The 26,700-nt window shown below is 70.6% G+C and carries 23 protein-coding genes and 1 tRNA gene; 11 read left to right on the top strand and 13 right to left on the bottom strand.

The features are described from left to right. Nucleotides 1-21 precede the first annotated feature (21 nt). From OG885_RS15340 to OG885_RS15330, 3 genes are all read right to left on the bottom strand, one after another. A complete protein-coding gene (locus tag OG885_RS15340; protein WP_405731259.1) occupies nucleotides 22-336 on the bottom strand; it encodes a hypothetical protein in 315 nt (104 codons plus the stop codon). Next, the gene (locus tag OG885_RS15335; RefSeq protein WP_405731257.1) at nucleotides 329-976 is read right to left on the bottom strand and encodes a TetR/AcrR family transcriptional regulator; all 648 of its coding nucleotides are present in this window, start codon (nucleotides 974-976) and stop codon (nucleotides 329-331) included. Before OG885_RS15335 ends, OG885_RS15340 begins: the two co-directional genes overlap by 8 nt. Nucleotides 977-1,130: 154 nt before the next feature. Further along, nucleotides 1,131-2,069, bottom strand: a complete 939-nt coding sequence (locus OG885_RS15330; protein WP_405731255.1) for a diiron oxygenase — start codon at nucleotides 2,067-2,069, stop codon at nucleotides 1,131-1,133. A gap of 89 nt (nucleotides 2,070-2,158) precedes the next feature. Here OG885_RS15330 and OG885_RS15325 point away from each other — a divergent pair, with 89 nt between their 5' ends. Beyond that, nucleotides 2,159-3,262, top strand: coding sequence for a ferritin-like domain-containing protein (locus OG885_RS15325; RefSeq protein ID WP_405731253.1), 1,104 nt, complete (start codon nucleotides 2,159-2,161; stop codon nucleotides 3,260-3,262). A 22-nt stretch (nucleotides 3,263-3,284) separates the two neighbouring features. Here OG885_RS15325 and OG885_RS15320 read toward each other — a convergent pair whose 3' ends face one another. From OG885_RS15320 to OG885_RS15290, 7 genes are all read right to left on the bottom strand, one after another. Next, nucleotides 3,285-3,791, bottom strand: coding sequence for a DUF3291 domain-containing protein (locus tag OG885_RS15320; protein WP_405731251.1), 507 nt, complete (start codon nucleotides 3,789-3,791; stop codon nucleotides 3,285-3,287). 44 nt (nucleotides 3,792-3,835) lie between these two features. Continuing rightward, nucleotides 3,836-5,293, bottom strand: a complete 1,458-nt coding sequence (locus OG885_RS15315) for a peptidoglycan D,D-transpeptidase FtsI family protein (RefSeq protein WP_405742740.1) — start codon at nucleotides 5,291-5,293, stop codon at nucleotides 3,836-3,838. Nucleotides 5,294-5,307: 14 nt separating this feature from the next. Then, nucleotides 5,308-6,669 carry an FtsW/RodA/SpoVE family cell cycle protein gene (locus tag OG885_RS15310; RefSeq protein WP_405731249.1) on the bottom strand — a complete coding sequence of 454 codons (1,362 nt, stop codon included), beginning with the start codon at nucleotides 6,667-6,669 and terminating at the stop codon, nucleotides 5,308-5,310. Between the two features lie 53 nt (nucleotides 6,670-6,722). Further along, entirely contained in the window at nucleotides 6,723-7,121 is a 399-nt protein-coding gene (locus tag OG885_RS15305; protein WP_405731247.1) for an SH3 domain-containing protein, read from the bottom strand. Nucleotides 7,122-7,218: 97 nt separating this feature from the next. Beyond that, nucleotides 7,219-8,469, bottom strand: coding sequence for an ATP-binding protein (locus tag OG885_RS15300; RefSeq protein WP_405731245.1), 1,251 nt, complete (start codon nucleotides 8,467-8,469; stop codon nucleotides 7,219-7,221). Continuing rightward, nucleotides 8,469-9,167: a hypothetical protein gene (locus tag OG885_RS15295; RefSeq protein ID WP_405731243.1), complete on the bottom strand. Its 699-nt coding sequence runs from the start codon at nucleotides 9,165-9,167 to the stop codon at nucleotides 8,469-8,471. The genes OG885_RS15300 and OG885_RS15295 overlap by 1 nt, the downstream gene beginning before the upstream one ends. Before the next feature lie 134 nt (nucleotides 9,168-9,301). Then, entirely contained in the window at nucleotides 9,302-9,808 is a 507-nt protein-coding gene (locus OG885_RS15290; protein WP_405731241.1) for a dual specificity protein phosphatase family protein, read from the bottom strand. A gap of 111 nt (nucleotides 9,809-9,919) precedes the next feature. Here OG885_RS15290 and OG885_RS15285 point away from each other — a divergent pair, with 111 nt between their 5' ends. Then, nucleotides 9,920-10,726: a nuclease-related domain-containing protein gene (locus tag OG885_RS15285; RefSeq protein ID WP_405731239.1), complete on the top strand. Its 807-nt coding sequence runs from the start codon at nucleotides 9,920-9,922 to the stop codon at nucleotides 10,724-10,726. Nucleotides 10,727-10,939: 213 nt separating this feature from the next. Here OG885_RS15285 and ligD read toward each other — a convergent pair whose 3' ends face one another. Continuing rightward, the gene (gene ligD / locus OG885_RS15280) at nucleotides 10,940-11,830 is read right to left on the bottom strand and encodes a non-homologous end-joining DNA ligase (RefSeq protein ID WP_405731237.1); all 891 of its coding nucleotides are present in this window, start codon (nucleotides 11,828-11,830) and stop codon (nucleotides 10,940-10,942) included. Nucleotides 11,831-11,892: 62 nt separating this feature from the next. On the opposite strand from ligD, the gene OG885_RS15275 reads away from it, so the two are divergent. Then, nucleotides 11,893-12,945 (top strand): Ku protein, encoded by a 1,053-nt coding sequence (locus OG885_RS15275; RefSeq protein WP_405731235.1) that lies wholly within the window; start codon nucleotides 11,893-11,895, stop codon nucleotides 12,943-12,945. Nucleotides 12,946-13,068: 123 nt separating this feature from the next. Here the strand turns inward: OG885_RS15275 and OG885_RS15270 are convergent, their stop codons facing one another. After that, nucleotides 13,069-14,871, bottom strand: a complete 1,803-nt coding sequence (locus tag OG885_RS15270; protein WP_405731233.1) for a beta-ketoacyl-[acyl-carrier-protein] synthase family protein — start codon at nucleotides 14,869-14,871, stop codon at nucleotides 13,069-13,071. Nucleotides 14,872-15,166: 295 nt separating this feature from the next. Next, nucleotides 15,167-15,238 (bottom strand) — tRNA-Arg (locus OG885_RS15265). A gap of 106 nt (nucleotides 15,239-15,344) precedes the next feature. On the opposite strand from OG885_RS15265, the gene OG885_RS15260 reads away from it, so the two are divergent. The 8 genes from OG885_RS15260 (at nucleotide 15,345) to OG885_RS15225 (ending at nucleotide 26,562) form a co-directional block, all read left to right on the top strand. After that, a complete protein-coding gene (locus tag OG885_RS15260; protein ID WP_405731231.1) occupies nucleotides 15,345-15,869 on the top strand; it encodes a response regulator in 525 nt (174 codons plus the stop codon). Between the two features lie 119 nt (nucleotides 15,870-15,988). After that, nucleotides 15,989-17,059, top strand: coding sequence for an ArgS-related anticodon-binding protein NrtL (gene nrtL, locus OG885_RS15255; protein ID WP_405731229.1), 1,071 nt, complete (start codon nucleotides 15,989-15,991; stop codon nucleotides 17,057-17,059). Nucleotides 17,060-17,087: 28 nt separating this feature from the next. Beyond that, nucleotides 17,088-18,479: a diaminopimelate decarboxylase gene (gene lysA / locus OG885_RS15250; RefSeq protein ID WP_405731227.1), complete on the top strand. Its 1,392-nt coding sequence runs from the start codon at nucleotides 17,088-17,090 to the stop codon at nucleotides 18,477-18,479. 182 nt (nucleotides 18,480-18,661) lie between these two features. Beyond that, nucleotides 18,662-19,954 (top strand): homoserine dehydrogenase, encoded by a 1,293-nt coding sequence (locus OG885_RS15245; protein WP_329334697.1) that lies wholly within the window; start codon nucleotides 18,662-18,664, stop codon nucleotides 19,952-19,954. Nucleotides 19,955-19,960: 6 nt separating this feature from the next. Further along, complete coding sequence (gene thrC, locus OG885_RS15240) at nucleotides 19,961-21,019, top strand: threonine synthase (RefSeq protein ID WP_405731225.1); 1,059 nt, start codon at nucleotides 19,961-19,963, stop codon at nucleotides 21,017-21,019. A gap of 250 nt (nucleotides 21,020-21,269) precedes the next feature. Continuing rightward, the gene (gene thrB / locus OG885_RS15235; RefSeq protein ID WP_405731223.1) at nucleotides 21,270-22,199 is read left to right on the top strand and encodes a homoserine kinase; all 930 of its coding nucleotides are present in this window, start codon (nucleotides 21,270-21,272) and stop codon (nucleotides 22,197-22,199) included. 407 nt (nucleotides 22,200-22,606) lie between these two features. Next, complete coding sequence (rho, locus tag OG885_RS15230) at nucleotides 22,607-24,622, top strand: transcription termination factor Rho (protein WP_405731221.1); 2,016 nt, start codon at nucleotides 22,607-22,609, stop codon at nucleotides 24,620-24,622. 170 nt (nucleotides 24,623-24,792) lie between these two features. Further along, a complete protein-coding gene (locus tag OG885_RS15225; protein WP_405731219.1) occupies nucleotides 24,793-26,562 on the top strand; it encodes a trypsin-like serine protease in 1,770 nt (589 codons plus the stop codon). The last annotated feature ends 138 nt before the right edge of the window (nucleotides 26,563-26,700 follow it).

Raw genomic sequence — 26,700 nt, 5'->3', positions numbered from 1 at the left:
ACGCGGTTCGGCGCAACCACGTCACCCGTCGGTGTCGTCCGGCTTGCCGCCCGGCGTGGCGTCGGGCTTGGACCACGGCCACCTGAGCCGCGACGGCCTGCCCTCCGGCTCGTACTCGTATTTCCACCCCTGCTGGAGCCCCAGCTTGCTGTGCCCGCGCGGCACGCGGCGGTAGATCAGCACGGTGGGCGGACCGCCGTCCGGGTCCGGGAGGGGGATGCGGTACTGCTTGGGCGGGTGCCCGGTCGGGCCGAGGAGGACCGGAAGGACGCGGCCGTCCATGGGACCGCCCTCGAAGGGGGTGTCTTCGCTCTTCACGCCACCAGTGTCAGCCATCCGCCCCGAGGGCCCGCACCAGCGCCTCGGTCTGCGGGTCGCGCCGCGCGGTCACCGACAGCACGGCGACGAACTGCTCCACCAGCCAGTCCCGCAACTCCTCGACCGGCGGTTCCTTGTCGTCGTCCAGCCACAGCAGCGAGGCCGCCTCCACGGCCGTGATCCACATCCGTACGGTCATCCGCAGCCGCCGGCTGGGCTCGGTGACCCCGAGATGGCTGAGGATGTGCTGAGCGGCGGCCCGCCGTACGCCGTCCACGATGGCCGTCGTACGCGAGGTCTCCACCACGCTTCCGCCCTGGAGCAGCGCGCTGAACCCGGCGTCGTGCTGGTCGACGAACGCGAGATACCGGTCGAGAGCGCGGGAGAGACGGTCGAGCAGCGGGCCTTCGTGAGGCTCGTCGAAGCACTGCTGGAGCTCCTCGGCGGCGGATCGCAGAGCGGCCTCGTAGAGCTGCTGCTTGCCGCCCGGGAAGTACCGGTACACGAGGGGACGGGAAACTCCGGCCGCCTCGGCCACGTCGTCGAGGGAGACGTCCTCGGGCACGCGGTGCGCGAAGAGACCGAGGGCGGCCTCAAGGAGCTGACTGCGCCGCTCCTCGACACTCAGGCGGCGATAGGCGGGGGCGGCGGGGGTCATGGGTGCAGCGTAGTCGTGCGGCTGCGGGCGCGTCGTGGCTGGTCGCGCAGTTCCCCGCGCCCCTGAGGTGGGTGCAGTCACCGGCGTGCCTAGCTGGACCTAGCTAGGGGCGCGGGGAACTGCGCGACCAGCCCCCACAACCCGCAGCCGACACTCAAGCCAGCAGCCCCGAAGACTTCCACAACCGCCGCCCGACCCCCCGCAGCACCCCGATGTCATCCAAGAAGTCCGTCAGCCTCTTCGCCCCGGTCTGCATGACCTCCCGCCGATGCCCACTCGCCTTCACCTGAGCCACCGCCTCCCGCCGGTCCAGCCCCACATTCGTGTAGACCTCGGGATTCACGAACGCCACCGAGAACACCCGCGCGAACTCCCCGGACGTCACCCGCGTGAACTCCTGCGACCAGCGCGGCGCGGTCACCATCTGCCGCCGCAGCTCCTCGCGGGCGTACCGGACATGGCGGGCCTCCTCCACGACATGGATCCGCGTGACCCCCCGGATCAGCGTCTGCACCCGCTCGTCCGGGAACGTCAGCCGCTGCATCCAGTCGAGGACCTCCTCGCCGAGCAGCGTGGCGGTGAAGGACCCCGGCGTCGTCGAGATGGTCTTGAACAGCCGGCCCAGCTGCTGGTGCGCCCGGCTCACCGGGTACCACGGGGTGTCCCCGTGCGAGATCAGCCGCGCGAACATCTTCGAGTGCCGGCACTCGTCCTCGATCTCGGTGAGCGCGTAGCGCACATGCGCGCTCGTGGCGGCCTTGTCGTAGATGTGCCGCACGAGCAGCTGCATGAGGATGAGCTCGAACCAGATCCCGAGCGAGGCCAGCGCGGCCGCCTCGTGCTGGGAGAGCAGGATCCGCTGCTCCTCGCTCATCCGCTTCCACAGCGGGGTGTCGTACAGCGACACCAGCTCGGGGGGCCAGAACCACTTGCCCTCCTCGAAGGGCGCGTCCCAGTCGAGTTCCTTGTCGGGGTCGAAGGAGTGCTTGGCGGAGGAGTCGAGCAGCCGCTCGGCCACCTGCTCCCGGTCCTTGAGCAGGCCGAGCGCATCGCGCAGCCCCGCGAGCGCATCGGCTTCCGTGAGCGTCGTCATGAGGTTATGAGACTGCTTGTCAGCAAGCTCGTCAATCCCTTGCGCACGACTTGTTGACCGCCGGTCTACGAAGGGGCAGCCTGCGGAACATGCCGACTTTCGACCTGTACGCCACGGATCCGGGAGACCCCCACTGGCAGGTGCCGGCGACCGGCGCGGCGCGTTTCAGCTGGGAGTACGACGACGGACGCGACCGTCTCCTCGCGCTCTACCAGAAGGGCAAGGACAAGCAGTGGGACGGGCAGAAGCGCATCGACTGGGACCTGGAGGTCGACCCGTACGACCCCCTCGGCACCCCCGACGAGTCCATGTCCCTCTACGGCACCAAGCACTGGGCGAAGCTCACCGAGAAGGACAAGGGCGAGCTGCGACAGCATTACGCCTCCTGGCAGTTCAGCCAGTTCCTGCACGGTGAGCAGGGAGCCATGGTCTGCGCCGCGCGGATCGTCGAGTCCGTCCCCGACCTCGACGCGAAGTTCTACTCGGCGACCCAGGTGATGGACGAGGCCCGGCACGCGGAGATCTACGGCCGGTTCCTGCACGAGAAGATCGGGATGCTGTACCCGATCAACGACAACCTCCAGTCCCTGCTCGGCGACACGCTCCGGGACAGCCGCTGGGACATGCCCTACCTCGGTATGCAGGTCCTCATCGAGGGCCTCGCGCTCGCCGCCTTCGGCATGATCCGCGACACCACCGACAAGCCGCTGCCGAAGCAGATCCTCGCCTACGTCATGCAGGACGAGGCACGGCATGTGGCCTTCGGGCGCATGGCGCTGCGCGACTACTACAAGCAGCTGTCCGACGCCGAACTCCGCGAGCGCGAGGAATTCGTCATCGAGGGCTGCTGGTTGATGCGCGACCGCCTGCGGGGCGTCGAGGTCCTGGAGAACTTCGGCATCCCCACCGCCGAGGCGGAGGAGTACAGCGAACAGTCCGAATTCCTCGCCCTCTTCCGTCAGTTGCTGTTCTCCCGGATCGTCCCGTGCGTCAAGGACATCGGCCTGTGGGGCAAACGGCTCCAGCAGGCCTACGTCGACATGGGGGTCTTCGGGATGGGCGACTCCAACCTCGACCTGCTGATGGCGCAGGACGAGGAGATCGCCGAGAAACTGGACGCGGAGCGGTTCGCGGCGGAGGAGCGTGACCGGGTCGCCGAAGTGCAGAACATGATCGACCAGGGGACTCCATGAACACCGAGACCCCGGACAGGTCCTAGACCCCGCAGCCCAGATCCTCCGGCACCGCGAGCGACACCGGCTCTGAAGCCCCCGCCGGGAACGACGTCCGCAGCGTGAAGGCGTACGGGGTGGGGCCGTTGGCCCGCAGATGCAGCAGGCGGGACTCGGCCTCGGCGACCGTCGGGCGGTGGCCGGCCGGTACCCACCACAGGGCCGTCATCGCCTCCGTCACCTTCTCGAACCACTCCCGGCGGCGGGAGAGCAGCTCGCGGTGCTGCCCCTGGTACATGAAGGCGGTCAGCGCGTTGGTGTCCCGCCACACCGTGAGGTTGATGATCAGCCAGTCGTCGCCGAAGACCTTGATGTCGGTCGCGTCGCCACCCTCCGACTGAAGGCGCCAGACATAGCCGTCGGCTGCCTCCGCGGAGGCGTTGACCGGGTCCAGCGCGTCGACGAAGTCCTTCAACTCCGGTGAGTCCAGCGGGAACTTGAGGCGGGAGATGTTGACCTGGGCGAGTTCGTACGCGGCGACTGAAATCATGTACCGAACGGTAGGTCGGGAGTCCGGGCGGCGGTACCCCCGTCTCAGTCGGTGAGCACCGCCTCCATCACCGCCCGCGCGATCGGCGCCGCGTCCCCGCCCCCGCTGATCTCCCCCCGGTCCGCCTCCGCGTCCTCCACCACCACGGCGACCGCGACCTTCGGTTCCAGGTCACGCTCGCCCTGCGCCCAGGAGATGAACCAGGCGTACGGCGTACCGGAGTTGTCGACGCCGTGCTGCGCGGTACCGGTCTTGCCGCCCACGGTCGCCCCCGGGATCGCGGCGTTCCTGCCGGTGCCCTCGGTCACCACCTCCTCCATCAGCTCCTTCAGCCGCACCGCGGTCGCCGGATGCATCGCCTGTCGCACCGGCCGCGAGCCCGCCGTCGCCACCGTCGTCCCGCCCGACCGCGTCGTCCGCTCCACGAGGTACGGCGAGCGGATCTGCCCGCCGTTCGCGACGGCCGCCGACACCATCGCCATCTGCAACGGCGTCGCCCGCGTGTTGTACTGCCCGATCGACGACAGCGCGAGCTGCGCCTTGTCCACGGACACGTCGAAGGTCGACTCGGCGACGGAGTACGGGATCCCGAGCCCGGTGTCGTTGAAGCCGAACCGCGCCGCGGTGGCCGCCATGTCGCTCACCCCCACCCGCACACCGAGCCGTGCGAAGACCGTGTTGCAGGACCACATGAACGCGGCCCGGATCGGCGCGTCCTCACAGCCCGTGGACTCGTTGGTGAGCGAGGTCGTGGTGCCCGGCAGGGTGTACGGATCGGGGGAGTCGGTCGCCTCGTCGACGTCCGTCACCACCCCCGCGTCCAGCGCGGCGGCCAGGGTGACGACCTTGAAGGTCGACCCCGGCGGATAGGTCTGCCGTACCGCCCGGTTGAGCATCGGCTTGTCCGGGTCCGCGTTCAGCCGCGCCCAGGACCGCTCCACCGCCGCGTCGTTCCCCGACAACACCTGGGGGTCGTACGACGGGCTCGTCACCAGCGCGAGAACGCGCCCGGTCGACGGCTCCACCGCGGCCACCGCGCCCTTGCGCCCGGCGAGTCCCTCGTAGGCGGCCCGCTGGGCGGCCGTGTCGATGGTCGTGACGACGTTGCCGCCCGGGTTCTGGCGCCGCGTCAGGTCGTTCCACAGCGGGAACGCCGACAGCATCGGGTCCGTGCCGGAGAGGAGGTCGTCCTCGGCGTGCTCCAGGAAGGTCGTGCCGTAGATCTGCGAGGCGAAGCCGGTCACCGGCGCGTACAACGGGCCCTTCGGGTACGTCCGTTCATAGCGCAGCCGCCCGTCCGTGTCCTTCGAGCCGGTGACCGCCGAGTCGCCGACCAGGATGTCGCCCCGCGGCTGACCGTAGCGGGCGATCTCGGTACGGCGGTTGGCCGCGTTGTCGTCGTAGGACTGGGCCTGGAAGACCTGGATGCGGGTGGCGTTGACGAGGAGCGCCACCAGCAGCAGGGCGCAGAAGCAGGCGGCGTGGCGGATGTGGCGCGTCATCCGGATGCTCCGCGTCATGCGGTGACCTCCCCGTCGTACTGGCTGCGGGCCGAGTCGCTCACCCGGATCAGCAGGGCCACGATCGCCCAGTTGGTGACCACCGACGAGCCGCCCTGGGCCAGGAACGGCATCGCCATGCCGGTGAGCGGGATCAGCCCGGTCACCCCGCCCGCGATGACGAACACCTGCAACGCCACGATCGAGGCGAGCCCGACCGCGAGCAGCCGCCCGAAGGGGTCACGCAGGGAGAGGCCCGCACGGTAGCCGCGCTCCACCAGCAGCCCGTACAGCAGGAAGATCGCCGAGAGGCCCGCGAGGCCCAGCTCCTCACCGGCCGTCGCCAGGATGAAGTCCGACTTGGTGGCGAAGCCGATGAGGGTCGAGTGGCCGAGTCCGAGCCCGGTGCCCATCGTCCCGCCGGCGGCGAAGGCGAACAGCGACTGCGACAGCTGGTTGGGGCCCTGACCGGCCTCGATGGTGGCGAACGGGTGCAGCCAGTCCTGCACCCTGCTGTGCACATGCGGTTCGAGCCAGCCGACGGCGACCGCCCCCAGCGAGGCCAGCAGCAGCCCCACCGCGATCCAGCCGGTGCGCCCGGTGGCGACGTACAGCAGCACCACGAACAGTCCGAAGAACAGCAGCGAGGTCCCGAGGTCCCGCTCCAGGACCAGTACCAGCACACTCAGCAGCCAGATCGCCACGATCGGCCCGAGCACCCGCCCGGTCGGCAGCTGGAGCCGCCAGATCCGGCGTCCGGCGTAGGCGAGCGCGTTGCGGTTGGCGGCGAGGTAGGCGGCGAAGAACACCGCGAGCAGCACCTTCGCGAACTCGCCCGGCTGGATGGAGAATCCGGCGATCCGGATCCAGATCCGGGCCCCGTTCACGGCGGGGAAGGCGATCGGGAGGACCAGCAGCACGAGCGCGGCGGCGACACACACGTACGCGTACCGCTGGAGCACCCGGTGGTCCCGCAGGAACAGCACGGTCATGATGAACAGCGCCACACCGACCGTGGACCACACGAGTTGGGTGGGCGCCGCCCGGTCGTCCGGGGTCTCCAGGTCGAGCCGGTAGATGAGGACCAGGCCGAGGCCGTTGAGCAGCACGCCGATCGGCAGCAGCAGCGGATCGGCGTACGGCGCCCGGTAGCGCACCGAAAGATGCGCGACGAGCGCGAGCACGCCGAGCCCGGCGCCGTAACCGGCGGCGCCGGGCGGGACGGTGCCGTGTCGGGCGAGGCCGACCGCGCAGTAGCCGTACACGGAGAGCAGTACGGCGACGACGAGGAGGGCGAGTTCGATGCCACGGCGCCGGGGGAGACGTACAGCGGGAGCGGGGGGATCCGCTTGAGCCACGGTGGTTCCGGCCTTGGTCATGTCCGGAACCTACCCAAATAGGGAGACTTGTCTTCCCCGTCTTCCGGGTCTTCCTAGCACCAGCGTGGCGCCGCCCCGATGTTGTCGATGTACCGCGCGGCACCCCAGGCCCAGGTGCCGTCCGTGAGGAGGTACCAGAGCGGGTTGCCCTGGACGCTCTGGCCGGGCGTCTTGCAGAAGATCGACACGACCTCGCCCCGGTAGGCGGTCCGGATGATCTGCGACCCGCGGTTCGGCGCGCTGCGCAGATTCAGCGTGCTCGCCGTGACGACACCCCGGTACAGGCGCGGGTTCTGGTGCTGCTGCTGGTTGTTCCCCCACTGCTGCTGATTGTTCCCCCCGTCGCCGCGCTCGCCGTCCCAGTCGTCGTTCGCGACGGCGGGCACGGCGGCGGTGACGGCGAGCAGGGCGCCGGCGACGAGGGATATGGAGAGACGGGAGCGCAGGGACATGGCGGAACCTCCACGAAGGGGGCGAACTTGACTAATCGCCACATTAGGAGGGGTGTGTCAGGGGCGCCTTTCTGACTGGGCCATAGGAGAACCCCGCTCAGGGGTGTGGGGAACCCCGCAGGGTGAGTACGGCGACGGCTCCTCCGTCGATGGCGTTGCGGAAACTCAGCTCCGCCCCCAACACCTCCGCCTGCCCGACCGCGATGGTCAGCCCCAGCCCGTGCCCCTTCGCCCCGCCCTCCGTACGGAACCGCTGCGGACCATGCTCGACCAGGTACTCCGGATACCCGTCCCCATGATCCCGAACGGTCACCATCGCCCCGTCGACCGTCAGCGACACCGGCGTCCGCCCATGCCGGTGCGCGTTGGCCACCAGGTTCCCCAACACCCGTTCGAGGCGCCGCCGATCCGTCTCGACGACGACACTCCGCACGACCCTGACCTCGGTGTCGGTCCCCGACGCCCGCACCACCCGCTCCGCCAGCGCCCCCAGCGGCACCGCGTCCAGATCCAGCCGCTCCCGACCCGTGTCCAGGCGCGAGATCTCCAGCAGATCCTCCGTCAGCGTCCTGAGCGCGGCCACCCGGTCCCGCACCAGCTCCGTCGGCCGCCCCGGCGGCAGCAGCTCCGCCGCCGCGTGCAGCCCCGTCAGCGGCGTCCGCAACTCGTGCGCCACGTCGGCCGTGAACCGCTGCTCGCTCAGCAGCTTGCCCTGCAACGAGGCCGCCATGGAGTCCAACGCGCCCGCGACCGCGGCCACCTCGTCCTGAGGCCGTGTCGGATCCTTCGTGCGCGGATCGTCGACACGGGCGTCCAGATCACCGCCGCTGATCCGCCGGGCCACCCGCGCGGTGGCGTGCAGCCGCCGGGTCACCCGGGTCACCGCGAACGCGCCGACCAGCAGCGTCGCCCCGATGGCGAGGGCCGAGGACCACAGGATCGCCCGGTCGAGGGCGTTGATCGTACGGGCCTGCTGGGAGTAGTCGACGACGACGGCGAGGGCCCGGTCGCCGTCGGCGGGACCGGCCGCCCACATCGTGGGGCGCCCCTCGTGATCGGCGACCATCGTGCCGCGGTCGCCCGCCACCGCGAGGGCCCGCAGCGACGCGGGCAACCCGGGCGGGTCGACGCCCGCGCCCGGCAGCAGCGTGTCCCCGGCCTCGTACGCCGAGGTCGCGTCCGCCAGCCGGGACAGCGCCAGGTCACGGGCCTGCCCCACGGTCTGGTTGGTCACCGAGACATGCACCAGGATGCCGAGCAGCGCGGCCAGCCCACAGCACATGACGGTGATGAAGACGAGGGCCTTCAGGGCGAGCGTGCCGGTCCACCGGGGGAGCGTGAGCCTCATCAGGGGGTCGCCGAGGGGGTGGGGGAGGCCTTCGGCCTCTTGCCGATGTGCAGCATCTCGTCGTGGGTGAGCAGCATGACGTGCTGGTCCGGGTCCCAGGTCCACTGGAACCGGTACTCGTAGTCCGCGAGGGCGGACGGCGCGTGGATGATCACGGAGTGCCCGGCCAGCTCGACCTCGCTCACCGAGTCGTCGTTGCTCATGACCTGGACCAGTCGGCCGCCCTGCACGGTGTAGACGCGTACGGCGGTCTGGTTGCCCGGCAGCAGCCGGAAGCCCAGCGTCAGATCCGCGTGTCCGTCGCCGGTGAGATCGCGGTAGTACGCCTTGAGGACGGGGCACCGGCTGTCCGCGGGCGACTTGCCGCAGTAGGCCATCCGGCGGGTCGTCTCGCGGTAGGTCGCCTTGGCGCCGGTGTAGGCCTCCGGGTGCCGGCGGATCTCCGCCCGCACGACCGCCACCGGGTCCACCGCGCGGACGTCGTCACCGGGCACGGCGATGCCCTTCATCACCTCGGCCTCGCCGTCGTCATAGTTCCAGGCGGGGCTGGACGCCGGGGTCAGCTGCGGCCAGAGCTTGGCCGGGCTGGTCGCGGTCGGGGTGGAGCCCGCGCCCTGGAGGCCGCCCGCGTCACCGCAGCCCGCGGCGGTGGCCAGCAGCAGGGCGGTGGCGAGGGCGGTACGGACGGGGCGTGGCACTGTGCTCCAGGGGCGGGCAGGTGGGGCGGGCGGGGCGGAACAGGCGAGGGACGACTACCGGCCCGTACACCTTATTCGTACGCAAGTCCTTTTTGCGCACCCGTCGCGCCCGTCGCACCCGCCCGGGACGGGAACTATTCGGCCAGCTCCTCCAGCAGCCGCGCCGTGGGCAGTCCGGCCCGCAGATAGTCGACGAACAGGTCGTTGTGCAGCGCCCAGGGTGAGCGGCGGTCCCGGATCGTGCGGATCGCCTCCTCGGCGGAGTGCCCGGCCCGGATCAGGGCGTGCGCCACGACCAGCCCCGAGCGGTTGTAACCGTGAAAACAGCGGACGAGGACCTTGCGGCCCTCGCCGACGGCTTCACTCGCGGCCCGCGCGAGGCGGATCACTCCCGCGAGCTGGGTCCCGTCCAAAGGCCCGTCCGGTATCGGCCACACATGGTGCTCCACGCCGGGGTCGGGCCCGTGCCCCGGCAGCCTCAGCAGAGTCTGGACGAGATCGAACTCGTCCCGTACGACGGCCAGTTCCCGCTGCCCCGAGGGTCCCCGGAACTCATGTCCGCCCATCCACAGGCCGGGCACGATCTCGTTCCAGGGACGGTCCGGGGCCGGTACGTCGGGCTGCTTCCTGCGGGTACGCAATAACGCCTCCCCAACTCCCCCTCCCAACTACCTCCCAACCACCCCCAAAGGTAACCGCCTTCTTGCCCCTGGAGCACCCCGCCTGTTCCCATGGTCAGGGGGTGATGGTGCATGAGCGGACTGCGCGTCGTACCGACCTGGCGCCATGGTCAGGAGCGGCTCTACGTGTGCCTGACGGACGGGCGGAACGTCGCCTGGTACGACAGGGAGGCGGCCCGGGTCAACCTGCTCAGCGAGGCGAGCAGACAGGACGTACTGGAGGTGCTCGGCCCGTTCCTGACGGGCCCGGTCGCGGTCGGACCGCCCCCTGTGCCGACCCCCGCGGAACTGGCCCGGCTCACCCTCCACCCGGACGACGACCTGGCGCCCAACCGTCCCGGCGAGGCCCTCCACATCGCCCTCGACCGCGACCCGGGCCCGCCGCACCGGCTGCGCCCGGACCCGCGCCGCCGGGCGCTGCTGGCCGAGCAGACGGTGGGGGACGCCCTCGACCGGCTCGACGGGGCGGGCTGGCACGCCCTCCACTCGCTCCCGCTCCCCGGCGGCGACCGCGTCCACCACCTCGCGATCGGCCCCGGCGGCCTCTTCGCCATCCACACCCTGTACGCCCGCAAGCAACGGGTGACGGTCGCCGACCCCATGGTCACCCTGGGCCGCCACGACCCCCACCCGCTGCTGCGCCGCGTCCGCGCCGACGCCGACCGCGCCTCCTACGCCCTGACCGCCGAGGTCCATCCGGTCCTCGCCCTCGTCGGCCCGACGGACGTACGCGTCACGGCCCCGCTGCGCGAGGTCCGCGTCATCGAGGACACGGGGGTCGAGTCCCTGGCCCGGCTCGGCGGGGTGCTGAAACCGGCGGACGTGGAGGCCCTGCACGCGATGGCACGGGACCGCACCACGTGGGCGTCCGCCGGCTGAGTTGGGCCGGGGGATGGTGGTGCCGGGGCCCGTGGTGGTGCGGGGCTGAAGCCGGTTGAGCCCTGTTGCGGTCGCGCCCGTGGGGCGTCGGTGTCCCGTCCGGGTACGGCGTTGGCGTTCCCTCTGTGTCGGCCGTGTCGGCCGTGGCGGCCGGGCTGCCGTCGGTGCCGGCGCGCCGGGCCGGGTGGATCGGGCGCTCGGCAGGGCGGACCGTCAGGGGAGCGGGGGCAGCCGTCCCGCGGAGCGCGTGTCGAGGAGCGGCGCGAGCAGATCGCCGTAGTCCTGCAACCGAGGCCCGATGTCCGGTGCGAGGAAGGCGAGTTGACGGGCCGACCGGCACTCCTCGACCTCCGTCCAGGTGACCGGCGCGGAGACGCTGGGCTCGGGGCGGGCGCGCAGGGTGTACGGGGTGGCGGTGGTCTTCCGGGCGGCGTTCTGGCTCCAGTCGACGAACACCTTCCCGGGCCGCAGGCTCCGCGTCATCCGGTGCACGACCCGCTGCGGCATCGCCCGCTCGGCGGCCACGGCGAGCTCCTTGGCGTACTCGGACACCCGTTCGGACGGCGTCGGCCGCACCGCCGCCAGCAGATGCAGCCCCTTCGACCCGGACGTCTTGGCGTACGCGGCGATCCCGTCCGCCGCGAGCCGCTCCCGCAGCCACAGCGCGACCTCGCAGCACTCGACGACGGAGGCGGGCGGCCCCGGATCGAGGTCGAAGACCATCCGGTCGGCCTCGGCCGGCGCGCCGACGACCCACTGCGGCGTGTGGAACTCGGTCACCAGGTTCGCCGCCCACATCAACGACGGCAGATCCTGTACGACGACCATCCGGGCCGGCCCCTCCGACCTCGGCACCTCGGCGGTGGTGACCCAGTCGGGCGTACCCGGCGGCACGTTCTTGGCGAAAAAAACCTGCCCGTCGGGCCCGTCCGGGTAGCGCAGGAAGGAGACCGGGCGGCCCCGCAGGTGGGGGAGCAGGGCGTCGGCGGTCGTGGCGTAGTAGTGCAGCACCTCGCCCTTGGTGAACCCGGTCGCGGGATACAGCACCTTCTCCAGGTTGCTGAGCGCGAGCCGACGGCCCTCCACCTCCGTGATCGGCGTCATACGATGAGAATCTCACGCAAATAAGGTGATACCGACCGCTATGTGTCGAAAGGGTACTGACCGTGCGATCCATATGGAACGGTGCGATCTCGTTCGGGCTGGTCAGCATCCCGATCAAGCTGGTCAACGCCACCGAGAGCCACTCGATCTCCTTCCGCCAGATCCATCTGGAGGACGGCGGCCGCATCCGCTACCGCAAGGTGTGCGAGCTGGAGGAGAAGGAGGTCAGCGGGGCCGAGATCGGCAAGGGCTACGAGGACGCGGACGGCACGATCATCCCCATCACCGACGACGACCTCTCCCACCTCCCGCTGCCGACGGCGAAGACGATCGAGATCGTGGCGTTCGTGCCGGCCGACCGCATCGACCCGCTCCAGATGGACGCCGCGTACTACCTCGCGGCGGGTGGCGCCCCCGCGGCGAAGCCGTACACGCTTCTCAGGGAGGCGCTGAAGCGCAGCAACAAGGTGGCGATCGCCAAGTACGCGCTGCGGGGGAGGGAGCGGCTGGGGATGCTGCGGGTGGTCGACGACGCGATCGCCATGCACGGCCTGCTGTGGCCGGACGAGGTCCGCGCCCCCCAGGGCGTCGCTCCCGACACCAAGGTCACCGTCAACGACAAGGAACTCGACCTCGCCGACGCCCTCATGGACACCCTGGGCGAGATCGACCTCGAAGACCTCCACGACGAGTACCGCGAGGCCCTGGAGGAGGTCGTCGCAGCGAAGGCCGCCGGTGAGAGCCCGCCGGAGTCCCCGGAACCGGCCAAGGGAGGCAAGGTCCTCGACCTCATGGCCGCCCTGGAGAAGAGCGTGCGCGAGGCGAAGGAGTCCCGCGGCGAGGAACCGGCGGAGGTCAGACAGCTCCCGCAGCGCAAGACGTCCCGCACGACCCCGAAGCCGGCGACCGGCAGAAAGTCGACGTCGAAGACGACCGCGAAGAAGACGGCATCGGCGTCGACATCGGGATCAGCGAAGAAGTCGACGGCGGCAAAGAAGACGGCGTCGGGCTCCGCCAAGAAGACGGCGGCGGCGAAGAAGACGGCGTCGGCATCGACGGGTACGGCGAAGAAGACATCGGCGAAGAAGACCACACCACGCAAACGCTCAGCCTGACCCGGACCCGGCGGATTCGGGGGCCCGGACCCGGACCCAGGCGGATTCGGGGGCCCGGACCCGGACCCGGATTCGGGGGTCGGGCCCAGATTCGGACCGAACCCCGCTGGGCCCCGCCGCCTCTTACTCCACCCTTTCCCGGCCCATCCGCCGCAGGGCCAGCACCGCGTTGTGCCCCCCGAACCCGAACGAATTGCTGAGCGCCAGATCCCCGCTCCCCGGCAACTCCCGCGGAGCCACCGTCACCACGTCCAGCCGCACGTCGTCGTCCACCTCCGCACACCCCACAGTCGGCGGCACCACTCCGTGATGCAGCGTCAGTACGGTGGCCACGGCCTCCACCCCGCCCGCGGCCCCCTGCAGATGCCCGAGGTGCCCCTTGAGCGCGGTCACCGGCACGGCCCCGGACGTCGACCGGTTCCCGAACACGGCCCGCAGCGCACCCGCCTCGGCCAGATCCCCCTCCACGGTCGCCGTGGCGTGCGCGTTCACATGGACGACGTCCACGACATGCCCCCCGGCGTCCCGCACGGCCCGCCGCAGCGCGAGCGCGACCCCGCTGCCCGACGGATCGGGCGCGGCCATGTGGTGCGCGTCGGCGGACAGTCCCCATCCCGCGGCCTCGCAGTAGATGCGCGCGCCCCGGGCGAGGGCGTGCTCCTCGGCCTCCAGGACCAGAACCCCCGCCCCCTCGCCGTTCACGAACCCGCCCCGGTCCTTGGCGAACGGCCGTGAGGGCGAACGCCCGTCCTCCAGGCCGGCCTGGGACAACGCCCGCATCGAGGCGAACGACGCCATGATCGCGGGCGTCACGACGGCTTCCGCACCGCCCGCGAGGGCGACGTCGACCCGGCCGTACCGTATGCGGTCGATGGCCTGTCCGATCGCCTCGGTGCCGGAGGCGCACGCGCTGGTCACGGTCCGGGCCTCGCCGGTGATGTGCAGATCGAGAGAGACCTGCGAGGCGGCCTGCGAGGGCACGGTCATCGGCGTGGTGAGCGGTGAGACGCCCCGGGGCCCCTTCTCCCGCAGCTTCCGGTCGCCGCCGACCAGCACGGAGGCGTCCCCGAGGATGGCTCCCAGACTCACCCCGACCCGCTCGGGCGCGAGCCCGCTCTCCCGGGTCCCTCCGTCCACGAACCCGGCGTCGGCCCATGCCTCCCGCGCGGCGAGCACGGCGAACTGGGCGGCCCGGTTCATCCGCCGCGCGGCGGCCCGTGGCAGCAACGCGGCAGGATCGACAGGCACGGTCCCGGCCACCCGCACGGGCAGTTCACCGAACTCGTCCCCGTCCAACTCCCGTATCCCGTGCCGCCCGTCGAGCAGCCCCCGCCACAACTCATCGACCCCCACCCCGAGCGGAGTCACGGCCCCGAGCCCGGTGACGACGACCCGCCGCGGCCCACCGGCGGCGGCCTCCCGCGCCGGCCGCGGGTGATGCCGTACGACATACCCCTCCCGGTCGGCGTCACGAGCCCACCCCCGCACCTCCGAGTCCGTCACCGGCTCCTCCGCACACACGTCGAGATCCCGGTGCCAGGCGCCCCAACGCCGTACGTACGTCACCTCGACGGCACGCGGATCGACGGCCCGCACCGAGCCGACCCGGTCACCGTCCCGGAACGCGACGTCGTCGAGTGGCGGCGAGGACAGCCGGGGCACGGCCGCCACGTCCAGCCGATGGCAGGCGACGGTGACGGTCCCCTCCCGGCCGAGCACCACGTCCCGGTCCACCCCGCCGAGCGGCGGCCGGAGCGACATCCGGATCGTCTCCGGCGACTCGGGCAGCGTGTGCGTGACGACGTACCAGCGCTGCCGCTCCACGTCCCCGGCCGACAGGGCGACCAGGTCACCCGGGATCACCTCGGCGACGCCAACTGTGTGTGGATTTATCGGGACTTCAGACGTCTCGGACGAATTGGACATAGCCGTACATGCTTCCCATAGTCTGAACTGCCTTGCGGGGGACGGTTCTGAGTGAACGGGACGAAAGCCGGAAAGGCCATTGTTGAAACAAAAACCTGCCCCGCTCCTTACCCTCCGCAAACGATCAGCGAACGGAAAACCACCTCAACTGCCCTCTTGGCCAACGGAGTTGTCCCCCACCTGCGAACGATCTGTGGCAAAGCTCACGACCGCACACACCCCGGTGATCGGCCCCACCCGAACCAAACAAATAAAGAGCGGGACCCAGTCGGACTGGGTCCCGCTCTCAGCAATGTGCCCACGGCAGGATTCGAACCTGCGCACACGGTTCCGGAGACCGTTGCTCTATCCCCTGAGCTACGCGGGCGTCCGCCGCACTGTGCGCGGCGACGGGTAGAACCCTACCAGCTTCGATGGGGTCTTCATGAACAGGTATTTCCGGCGGTCAGAGGGGGTGGCGGTCCCCGGTACGGGTGGAAGTCGGGAAAACCCGGACGCGGTGGCCGGTCCGGACCTACTCTCGAGTTGTGCCAGGCGCGTCGGGCCGGGTGCTTGTTGTGGACGACAACAAGGTCATCCGGCAGTTGATCAGGGTCAATCTCGAGCTGGAGGGTCTCGAGGTCGTGACCGCGGCCGATGGTGCCGAGTGTCTGGATGTCGTGCATCAGGTGCGGCCCGATGTGGTGACCCTCGATGTCGTGATGCCCCGCCTCGACGGGCTTCGTACCGCCGCTCGGCTGCGCTCCGACCCCCGGACCCGTGATCTGCCGCTCGCCATCGTCAGCGCCTGTACGCAGTACGAGGTCGAGAGCGGCCTCGACGTCGGTGTGGACGCCTTCCTCGCCAAGCCCTTCGAGCCCGCCGAACTCGTCCAGCTCGTGCGGCGGTTGATGGAGCGCAGGCACGGCGCGGACCAGACGGACGGGGATGAGGACGGGGTCTTCGACGGCGTCCTCGGCGCCGGTGAGGCCGAGCGCGCCGGGCGGGCCGGCGGCTGATCGGCGCTGCCGCTCCAGTTGGCGGATCGCTGTTCCCTGGCTGTCCACGGGCGTCCATATGCCGGACCTCCGCTAAACCGACTCGCTTACCCACCCCCCTCCTCCCATACGCTTGTCCCGTGACCCCCGTCGAACTCTCCCGCACCGTGCTGCGCGCGGTCCGTCGCGCTGTCGACGGGGGAGAGCTGAGCGTGTCCGTGCCGGGACGGGCTGTCGTCACCCTCCCTGGGCCTGGGGGGTGTGGCGACTACGCCACCAACATCGCCCTTCAGCTCGCCCGCCCCGCCGGACAACCGCCCCGCCGCGTCGCCGAGATCCTGCGGCCGCATCTGAGCGGCACCGACGGCATCGCCGACGTCGTCGTCACCGGGCCCGGCTTCCTCAACTTCAGCCTGAGCGACGCCCAGGCCCTTCCCACCGCCCTCGTGGCGGAGATTCTGGCGAGCGGGGCGCGGTACGGGTTCGTGGACGGGCCCAGCGGCCAGGTCGTGCAGCTGCACGCGGCCCGCGAGGTACGTGCCGTCGTCGTCATGGACGCCGTCTCCCGCATCCTCCGCTCCCAGGGCGCCCTCGTCCGCAGCAGCTGTGAAGGGCCTCCCGCGGCCGAGTGGACCGACACCCTCGGGGTGCGCGTCGACGCTTACGGCACCCCCGAGGCCCCCGCCCCCCTCGACATCGGCATCCGCCCCGTGCCCGCCCCGGCCGACCCCGTCCCCCTCGGCCGCGACGCCGCCCGCTGGGCCCTGCTCCACCCCGCCGCCCACGACCGGCCCCGGATCACCGACGAGCACCTCGTCCAGCGTGAGGGCAACCCCCTCTTCCGCGTCCGCTACGCCCACGCCCGCACCCGGGCCCTCCGCCGCAACGCCGCCGAGCTGGGCTTCACCGCCGAATCCGGTGCACGCGCCGAACCCACCGCCGTACACCCAGGGTCCACCCTCACCCCCCTCCTGGCCGACCACCCCCGCATCCTCGCCCAGGCGGCCGCCCACCACGCCCCCGACCGTCTTGCCCGGCACCTCGTCACCGTCGCCGATGCCGTGCTCGCCGTCCTGCCGACCGTGCTGCCGCGCGGCGACGAGAAACCCTCGGCCGCCCACCGCGCCCGGCTCGCCCTCGCCGAAGCCGCCGGGACGGTGCTGGCCGGTGGCCTGTCCCTGCTCGGCATCGACGCACCCGAACACCTCTGAGACAGCGAACAGAGAGCCAGCGAAGAACATGAGCCGTTCCGCCCACCCCGCCGGGCCCCGCCACGCAGACGTCCTCACCGAGGGCCACTACTCCGCGCCGCCCGCCGACCTCAACACCCTCGACCCCAAGGTCTGGGCCCAGACGGTCACCCGTGACGAGGACGGTGTCCTCACCGTCGGCGGTATCGACGTCAAGACCCTCGCCGAGGAGCACGGCACCCCCGCCTACGTCCTCGACGAGGCCGACTTCCGGGAGCGGGCCCGTGCGTGGCGTACCGCCTTCGGGGCCGACGCCGACGTCTTCTACGCGGGCAAGGCGTTCCTGTCCCGTGCCGTCGTGCGGTGGCTGCACGAAGAGGGGCTCAACCTCGACGTCTGCTCCGGCGGCGAACTCGCCACCGCCCTCTCCGCCGGCATGCCCGCCGACCGCATCGCCTTCCACGGCAACAACAAGTCCAAGGACGAGATCCGCCGGGCGATCGAGGCAGGTGTCGGGCGGATCGTGCTCGACTCCTTCCAGGAGATCGTCCGCGTCGCGCACATCGCCCAGTCCGAAGGCAAGCGGCAGCGCGTGCAGATCCGGATCACCGTCGGGGTCGAGGCGCACACCCACGAGTTCATCGCCACCGCCCACGAGGACCAGAAGTTCGGCATCCCGCTCGCCGGCGGCCAGGCCGCCGAGGCCGTGCGCCGTGCGCTCCAACTGGACTCCCTCGAACTCATCGGGATCCACAGCCACATCGGGTCGCAGATCTTCGACATGTCCGGCTTCGAGGTCGCCGCGCACCGCGTCGTCGGGCTGCTCAAGGACATCAGGGACGAGCACGGGGTCGAGCTGCCCGAGATCGACCTCGGGGGCGGGCTCGGGATCGCCTACACCTCCGACGACGACCCCCGCGAGCCGCACGAGATCGCCAAGGCGCTCACCGAGATCGTCACGCGTGAGTGCGAGTCGGCCAAGCTCCGAACCCCCCGTATCTCCGTCGAGCCCGGTCGCGCCATCGTCGGCCCCACCGCGTTCACCCTCTACGAGGTCGGCACCATCAAGCCCCTCGACGGGCTGCGCACCTACGTCTCCGTCGACGGCGGCATGTCCGACAACATCCGTACCGCGCTGTACGACGCCGAGTACAGCGTCGCTCTCGTGTCACGGACGAGCGACGCCGAGCCGATGCTCGCCCGCGTCGTCGGCAAGCACTGCGAGAGCGGCGACATCGTGGTCAAGGACGCGTTCCTGCCCGCCGACATCGCGCCGGGCGACCTGATCGCCGTACCGGCGACCGGGGCGTACTGCCGTTCCATGGCGAGCAACTACAACCACGTCCTGCGGCCGCCGGTCGTCGCCGTGCGCGACGGGGAGTCCCGCGTGATCGTCCGCCGGGAGACGGAGGAGGACCTCCTGCGTCTCGACGTCGGATGAGACGTCGGATGATACGTCGGATGAGACGTCCGACAGCCGCCCAAGGCCGGGGGCGGAAGATCTCCTGTCTTCCACCCCCGTACAAATGAAATAGATGTCTCACGATCCGGACGAAGGGTAGAAACTCCCGTCCGGTGAGTGAGACTGGACCAACCGTAGACGGTATGAGGAAACGAGGTCGGATGATGCGTACGCGTCCGCTGAAGGTGGCGCTGCTGGGCTGTGGGGTTGTCGGCTCAGAGGTGGCGCGCATCATGACGACGCACGCCGAAGACCTCGCCGCGCGCATCGGCGCCCCCGTCGAGCTGGCGGGGGTCGCGGTACGGCGGCCGTCCAAGGTCCGTGAGGGCATCGACCCCGCCCTCGTCACCACCGACGCCACCGCCCTCGTCAAACGCGGGGACATCGACGTCATCGTCGAGGTCATCGGCGGCATCGAGCCCGCCCGCACCCTCATCACCACCGCCTTCGAGCACGGCGCCTCGGTGGTCTCCGCCAACAAGGCCCTCCTCGCCCAGGACGGCGCCGCCCTGCACGCCGCCGCCGAGGAGCATGACGCCGACCTCTACTACGAGGCCGCCGTCGCCGGCGCCATCCCGCTGATCCGCCCGCTGCGCGAGTCCCTCGCCGGCGACAAGGTCAACCGCGTGCTGGGCATCGTCAACGGCACGACCAACTTCATCCTCGACAAGATGGACAGCACGGGGGCGGGGTACCAGGAGGCGCTCGACGAGGCCACGGCCCTCGGGTACGCCGAGGCCGACCCGACCGCCGACGTCGAGGGCTTCGACGCCGCCGCCAAGGCCGCCATCCTCGCCGGTATCGCCTTCCACACGCGCGTGCGGCTCGACGACGTCTACCGCGAGGGCATGACCGAGGTCACCGCCGCCGACTTCGCCTCCGCGAAGAACATGGGCTGCACCATCAAGCTGCTCGCCATCTGCGAGCGGGCCGAGGACGGGGGGTCGGTCACGGCTCGCGTACACCCGGCGATGATCCCGCTCACCCACCCGCTGGCCTCCGTGCGCGGCGCGTACAACGCCGTCTTCGTCGAGTCCGACGCCGCCGGGCAGCTCATGTTCTACGGTCCCGGCGCCGGCGGCGCCCCGACCGCCTCCGCAGTCCTCGGCGACCTCGTCGCCGTCTGCCGCAACCGGCTCAACGGCGCGACCGGTCCCGGCGAATCCGCGTACGCGGCCCTTCCCGTCTCGGGGATGGGCGAGGTCGTCACGCGGTATCACATCAGTCTCGATGTCGCGGACAAACCGGGTGTTCTCGCCCAGGTCGCGACCGTGTTCGCCGAGCACGGGGTTTCCATCGATACGGTTCGCCAGACGGGCAAGGACGGCGAGGCCTCCCTCGTCGTCGTCACCCACCGAGCCTCCGACGCCGCCCTGGGCGGGACCGTCGAGGCGCTGCGCAAGCTCGACACCGTGCGCGGTGTCGCCAGCATCATGCGGGTTGAAGGAGAGTAACCAGCAATGACCCACCAGTGGCGCGGAATCATCGAGGAGTACCGGGACAGGCTGCCCGTCTCCGCCACCACGCCGGTCGTGACGCTCCGCGAGGGCGGCACGCCCCTCGTGCCCGCGCAGGTGCTCTCCGAGCGCACGGGCTGCGAGGTCCACCTCAAGGTCGAGGGCGCGAACCCCACGGGGTCCTTCAAGGACCGCGGCATGACCATGGCGATCACGCGGGCCAAGGAGGAGGGCGCCAAGGCGGTCATCTGCGCCTCCACCGGCAACACCTCGGCCTCCGCCGCCGCCTACGCGGTGCGCGCCGGCATGGTCTCCGCCGTGCTCGTGCCGCAGGGCAAGATCGCGCTCGGCAAGATGGGCCAGGCGCTCATCCACGGCGCGAAGATCCTCCAGGTCGACGGCAACTTCGACGACTGCCTCACCCTGGCCCGCGCGCTGAGCGACAACTACCCAGTGGCGCTGGTCAATTCGGTCAACCCGGTGCGTATCGAGGGCCAGAAGACCGCCGCCTTCGAGATCGTCGACATGCTCGGCGACGCCCCCGACATCCACGTCCTCCCGGTCGGCAACGCGGGCAACATCACCGCGTACTGGAAGGGCTACAAGGAGTACGCCGCCGACGGCATCGCCGCGAAGACCCCCCGTATGTGGGGCTTCCAGGCCTCCGGCAGCGCCCCGATCGTGCGCGGCGAGATCGTCAAGGACCCCTCGACGATCGCCACCGCCATCCGCATCGGCAACCCGGCGTCCTGGCAGTACGCGCTCGCCGCGCGGGACGAGTCCGGCGGCCTCATCGACGAGGTGACGGACCGTGAGATCCTGCGCGCCTACCGCCTGTTGGCCGCGCAGGAGGGCGTCTTCGTGGAGCCCGCCTCGGCCGCGTCCGTGGCCGGTCTGCTGAAGGCCGCCGAGCAGGGCCTGGTCGACCCGGGCCAGAAGATCGTGTGCACGGTCACCGGCAACGGCCTCAAGGACCCCGACTGGGCCGTCGCGGGCGCCCCGCAGCCCGTCACCGTCCCGGTCGACGCGGCGACGGCCGCCGAGCGCCTCGGTCTCGCATAAGGGCATCCCGGGGCATCCCCGAGCGACATCCCCATAAGGGGGTGCACAGGGGGCTTACGACACGCATCGTGCGCCTCCTGTGCGCCCTATGTCGCCACAGAACCTTCCTTCGATAGGCTGTACCGAACCCGCCCGCCGCATATGCCCGAGCGCATGGCCGGGAGCCGCGTCATCTCCGCGGCCCGCGGGGTCTCCACGTACGTATCGAATGTCTTCGACAATCACGCAGCTCAAGGAGAGTCATCGAGCGATGGCCGGTCCAGCGTTCCGCGCCGCCGCCGTCCGGGTGCGCGTCCCCGCCACCAGCGCCAACCTCGGCCCGGGCTTCGACAGCCTCGGCCTGTCGCTGGGGCTCTACGACGACGTCGTCGTCCGGGTGGCCGACTCAGGGCTGCACATCGACATCGCGGGTGAGGGCAGCGAGACCCTCCCGCGCGACGAGAAGCACCTGCTCGTACGGTCCCTGCGCACCGCCTTCGACCTGCTCGGCGGACAGCCGCGCGGCCTCGAGATCGTGTGCGCCAACCGCATTCCGCACGGCCGGGGCCTCGGGTCCTCCTCCGCCGCCATCTGCGCCGGCATCGTCGCCGCGCGTGCCGTGACCATAGGCGGCGAGTCCAGGCTCGACGACGCGGCGCTCCTGGAGCTCGCGACCGAGATCGAGGGCCACCCCGACAACGTGGCCCCGTGTCTGCTCGGCGGTTTCACGATCGCCTGGATGGAGGCCGGCGCCGCCCGGGCCATCCGGCTGAAGCCCGCCGATTCCATCGTTCCGGTGGTTTTCGTGCCCGGAAAGCCGGTTCTGACGGAGACCGCGCGCGGTCTCCTCCCGCGCACCGTGCCGCACGTCGACGCCGCCGCCAACGCGGGCCGTGCCGCCCTGCTCGTCGAGGCCCTCACCCGGAGCCCCGAGCTGCTGCTGCCCGCCACCGAGGACCGGCTGCACCAGGAATACCGCGCTCCGGCCATGCCGGAAAGCGCCGCACTCGTCGAGCGCTTGAGGGCGGACGGAGTTCCCGCGGTGATTTCCGGAGCCGGGCCCACCGTTCTCGCCCTGGTCGACGAGGAGAGCGCCGACAAGGTCGCCCACCTGGCAGGCGAGGGCTGGGCCGCCAACCGGCTGGAACTCGACGCGCAAGGGGCGAGCGTCTTGCCACTGGCACCTTCCGGCGACATTTAAAGAGCTCGGTTGCCGGATTTCGAGAGGGGGAATGTTTGTTGGATCCGGTAGTGTTAACCTCAAGTCTGCACCCGACCCCACCATGGCGAGGTGCTTCACGTCCCCGTCCGGGACAGACATTCTTCCGGGAGCCTCCCAAGCCGCACTGTGTTTCGTACGACGTACGCGGGCAGTACGTCGTACGCGAGCACTGAGCGACTTGCCGGGCACGCTCCGGAACCGGTGCGACCGAGCCACGCGACGCAGACAGTCGGTGTCGCTGCTCTGGGAAGCGCCATCACCAGATTCCTCCGCCGCCCAGGCGGACCACCGCCCCGGCACGGTCCACAAGGATGGGACCGACGTCGGACAGCACAACCGGTCGCCGAGCCAGACAGGCCGACGTCCGCTCCAGGGAAGGACCCTTCGTGAGCGACACCACCGATCTGATGGGCGCACGTGTCGAGGAGACCGCTGCCGCGCCCGCCACGGACGCCTCCGCGCCTGCCAGCGGTGCCGGCTCCCGGCGGCGCCGCGGTACCGGCCTCGAGGGCATGGTGCTGGCCGAGCTGCAGCAGGTCGCATCCGGCCTCGGTATCAGGGGCACCGCGCGGATGCGCAAGAGCCAGCTGATCGAGGTCATCAAGGAGGCACAGGCGGGAGCGGGTGCCGCGGCTCCCAAGGCGGACGCCGCTGCCGAGACCAAGCCCAAGCGCCGCGCCACCTCCAAGGCCCGCACCGGCGAGAGCGCCGAGAAGAAGGCCGACGCGAAGGCCGAGGCCACCGCCGAGAAGGCGACGGCCCAGCAGCAGATCGAGATCCCCGGCCAGCCGGCCTCCGACGACGCCCCGGTGGAGCGTCGCCGTCGCCGCGCCACCGCCGAGGCGGGCAGCCCCGAGACCGTGGTCGCCGAGGCGAAGAGCGAGCCCAAGGCCGAGACGCCCGCCGCGCAGGCGCAGGGCGAGGCCAAGGGCGACGCCGGTGACGCCGAGGGCCGTCAGGGCCGTCAGGGCCGTCGTGACCGCGGCGACCGCGGTGGCGACCGTGAGCGTGGCGGTGACCGTGACCGTGGTGGCCGCGACCGCGACCGCCGTGGCAAGGGCGACGACCAGCAGGGCGGCGGCCAGCGCGGCCAGCAGCAGAACCAGCAGCAGGGCGGCGGCCGTCAGGACCGCAACGCCGGCCCGCAGGACGACGACGACTTCGACGGCGGCCGCCGTGGCCGTCGGGGCCGTTACCGGGACCGTCGTGGCCGTCGCGGCCGTGACGAGATCGGCGCCCCCGAGCCGCAGCTCGCCGACGACGACGTCCTGATCCCCGTCGCGGGCATCCTGGACATCCTCGACAACTACGCCTTCATCCGTACGTCGGGCTACCTGCCGGGTCCCAACGACGTGTACGTCTCCCTCGCCCAGGTCCGCAAGAACGGCCTGCGCAAGGGCGACCACATCACCGGTGCGGTCCGTCAGCCCAAGGACGGCGAGCGTCGCGAGAAGTTCAACGCGCTCGTGCGTCTCGACTCCGTCAACGGCATGGCGCCCGAATCCGGGCGTGGGCGCCCGGAGTTCAACAAGCTGACGCCGCTGTACCCCCAGGACCGCCTCCGTCTGGAGACGGACCCGGGCGTCCTCACCACCCGCATCATCGACCTCGTCGCGCCGATCGGTAAGGGCCAGCGCGGTCTGATCGTGGCCCCGCCGAAGACCGGCAAGACCATGATCATGCAGGCGATCGCCAACGCGATCACGCACAACAACCCCGAGTGCCACCTGATGGTCGTCCTGGTCGACGAGCGTCCGGAAGAGGTCACCGACATGCAGCGGTCGGTCAAGGGCGAGGTCATCTCCTCGACCTTCGACCGTCCGGCCGAGGACCACACCACGGTCGCCGAGCTCGCCATCGAGCGCGCCAAGCGTCTGGTGGAGCTGGGCCACGACGTTGTCGTGCTGCTCGACTCGATCACGCGTCTGGGCCGTGCGTACAACCTCGCCGCCCCGGCCTCCGGCCGCATCCTGTCCGGTGGTGTCGACTCGACCGCCCTGTACCCGCCGAAGCGCTTCTTCGGTGCGGCCCGCAACATCGAGGACGGCGGCTCGCTGACCATCCTCGCCACCGCGCTGGTGGACACCGGGTCCCGCATGGACGAGGTCATCTTCGAGGAGTTCAAGGGCACGGGCAACGCCGAGCTCAAGCTCGACCGCAAGCTCGCCGACAAGCGGATCTTCCCGGCGGTGGACGTGGACGCGTCCGGCACCCGTAAGGAAGAGATCCTGCTCGCCAGCGACGAGCTCGCCATCGTCTGGAAGCTGCGCCGGGTGCTGCACGCGCTCGACCAGCAGCAGGCGGTCGAACTGCTCCTCGACAAGATGAAGCAGACGAAGTCGAACGCCGAGTTCCTGATGCAGATCCAGAAGACCACGCCGACGCCGGGCAACGGCGACTGACGTAAGTCTTGGTAAAGGGTCACCCCTGTTGCAGGGGTGGCCCTTTCTGCTTTGTGCGGCCGGTGTACGATCGCGCTCTTCGGTCACTTATTCGACCATTGAACTTCTGATCCCGAGGGGGGACTTGCGTGGGTACAGCCATGTCCGGGGGCGGTCGGCACAGACGTCGGATGCGGATCGCCCTGCCCATCGGCGCGGTGGGTGTCGCCGCCGCCGTGGCAGCCGCGCTGATGACCACGTCGGCCGGGGCCGCGACCGCGCTGCCGACGCCGACGGTCAAGCCGGCCGTCACCACGGTGTCGCAGGCCGAGCTGACCAAGCGCGTCGCGGGCGGTGTCGCCGGTGACGACACCGCGGGGGAGACGACCTCGAAGTCGGCGCAGAGCTCCAGCACCAGCAGCGGCAGTGTCGACCCGAAGATCATCGGTGGCTCCACCACGACGATCAGCTCCGCGCCGTGGATGGCCCAGCTCTGGTACTACGACGACAACGGCACCACCTCCGACACCTCCGACGACATCGGCTTCTTCTGCGGTGGCTCCGTCGTCACGCCGACGAAGATCCTGACCGCCGCGCACTGCGCCAAGGGCTACGACTGGGCCAAGAACGGCGCGATCGTCACCGGTACCACGACGCTGCCCGACGAGAACGGCAACACCAACGGCACGGTCACCGGCGTGGTGCGCCAGTGGACCCACCCGTCGTACAGCGCGCGGACCATCGACAACGACATCGCCGTCCTCACCCTGAGCAGCCCGGTCAAGGCGACGCCGATCCGGATGACGACGTCCACGGACACCACCTCGTACAAGGCCGGGACCAGCGCGAAGGTCTACGGCTGGGGCCGTACCAGCTCCACCACGCAGGACATCTCCGAGACGCTGAAGACGGCCACGCTGCCGATCCAGTCGGACACCACCTGCGGCAACTACTACAGCGCCGACTTCATCAAGGGCCACATGGTCTGCGCGGGCAACCCCGCCACCGGCAGCGACACGGGCACGACGTCCGCCTGCAACGGTGACTCCGGTGGTCCGCTGGTCGTCTCCGGCCGCATCGTGGGTGTCGTCTCCTGGGGTGTCACGGACTGCGTCGAGAAGGGCGCGTACAGCGTCTTCTCGAAGGTCAGCACCTACCTCGGCGCCGCGTACGCGCAGGTCGACGACGCCAACATGAGCTACACCGACGCCAAGGCCGACCTGTTCGTCCGCAACAAGAGCACCGGTGTCGCCTACGAGAAGGACTCCAAGGGCACCTCGTTCGGCGCCCGTCAGTCCCTCGGCGACTGGGGCGGGGTCAACCTCGTCACGCAGACCGACCTGAACCGGGACAGCGTCCAGGACTTCGTGTTCCGCCAGAGCTCCACCGGCGACGTCTACTGGCTGCGCTACGTCTGGTCCACCGAGACGTGGACGGAGAAGAAGATGTTCTCCGGCTGGAAGACCCGCACCCGGATCATCACCCCCGGTGACCTGACCGGCGACTACAAGCCCGACCTGGTCTCCGTGGACTCCGCCGGCAAGGCGTGGCTCTACCCGAGCAATGGCGACGGCACCTTCGCGGCCCGCAAGCAGATCGGCACCGGCACCGGCTGGAACTCGTACAACATGGTGCGCGGCAAGGGCGACTTCAACGGTGACGGCAAGGCCGACCTGATCGCCCGCAACAAGAGCACCGGCGCCATCTACCTCTACAAGGGCACCGGCAACGCCTCCAGCCCCTTCTCCGCCCGGGTGAAGGTCCGTACGTGGAGCAACACCACGTACAACGCCTTCGACGCCGTCGGTGACGTCACCGGCGACGGCAAGGCCGACTTCCTGGCCCGTACGCCCGGCGGCACGCTCTACCTGTACAAGGGCACCGGCAAGGCCACCAGCGAGATCTTCGCCACAAGGATCTCGGTCGGTACCGATTTCAAGCAGTACGACATCTTCGGCTGAAATCGCTGGTGAGCGAGGCCTGACCTCGTTCGGCGACTACGCACTGTGCCCACCCGTCCACCGGGTGGGCACAGTGCGTTGTGCAACCCTTTTCCCGGTTTCCCCGTCTGACCCGACGGAGCGACCATGGTGAGGTCC

This window comes from Streptomyces sp. NBC_00028 (genome assembly GCF_045041065.1).
GTDB lineage: Bacteria > Actinomycetota > Actinomycetes > Streptomycetales > Streptomycetaceae > Streptomyces.
Note: the sequence above shows the minus strand (reverse complement) of the source record. Positions and strands in the feature narration are given on the sequence as shown.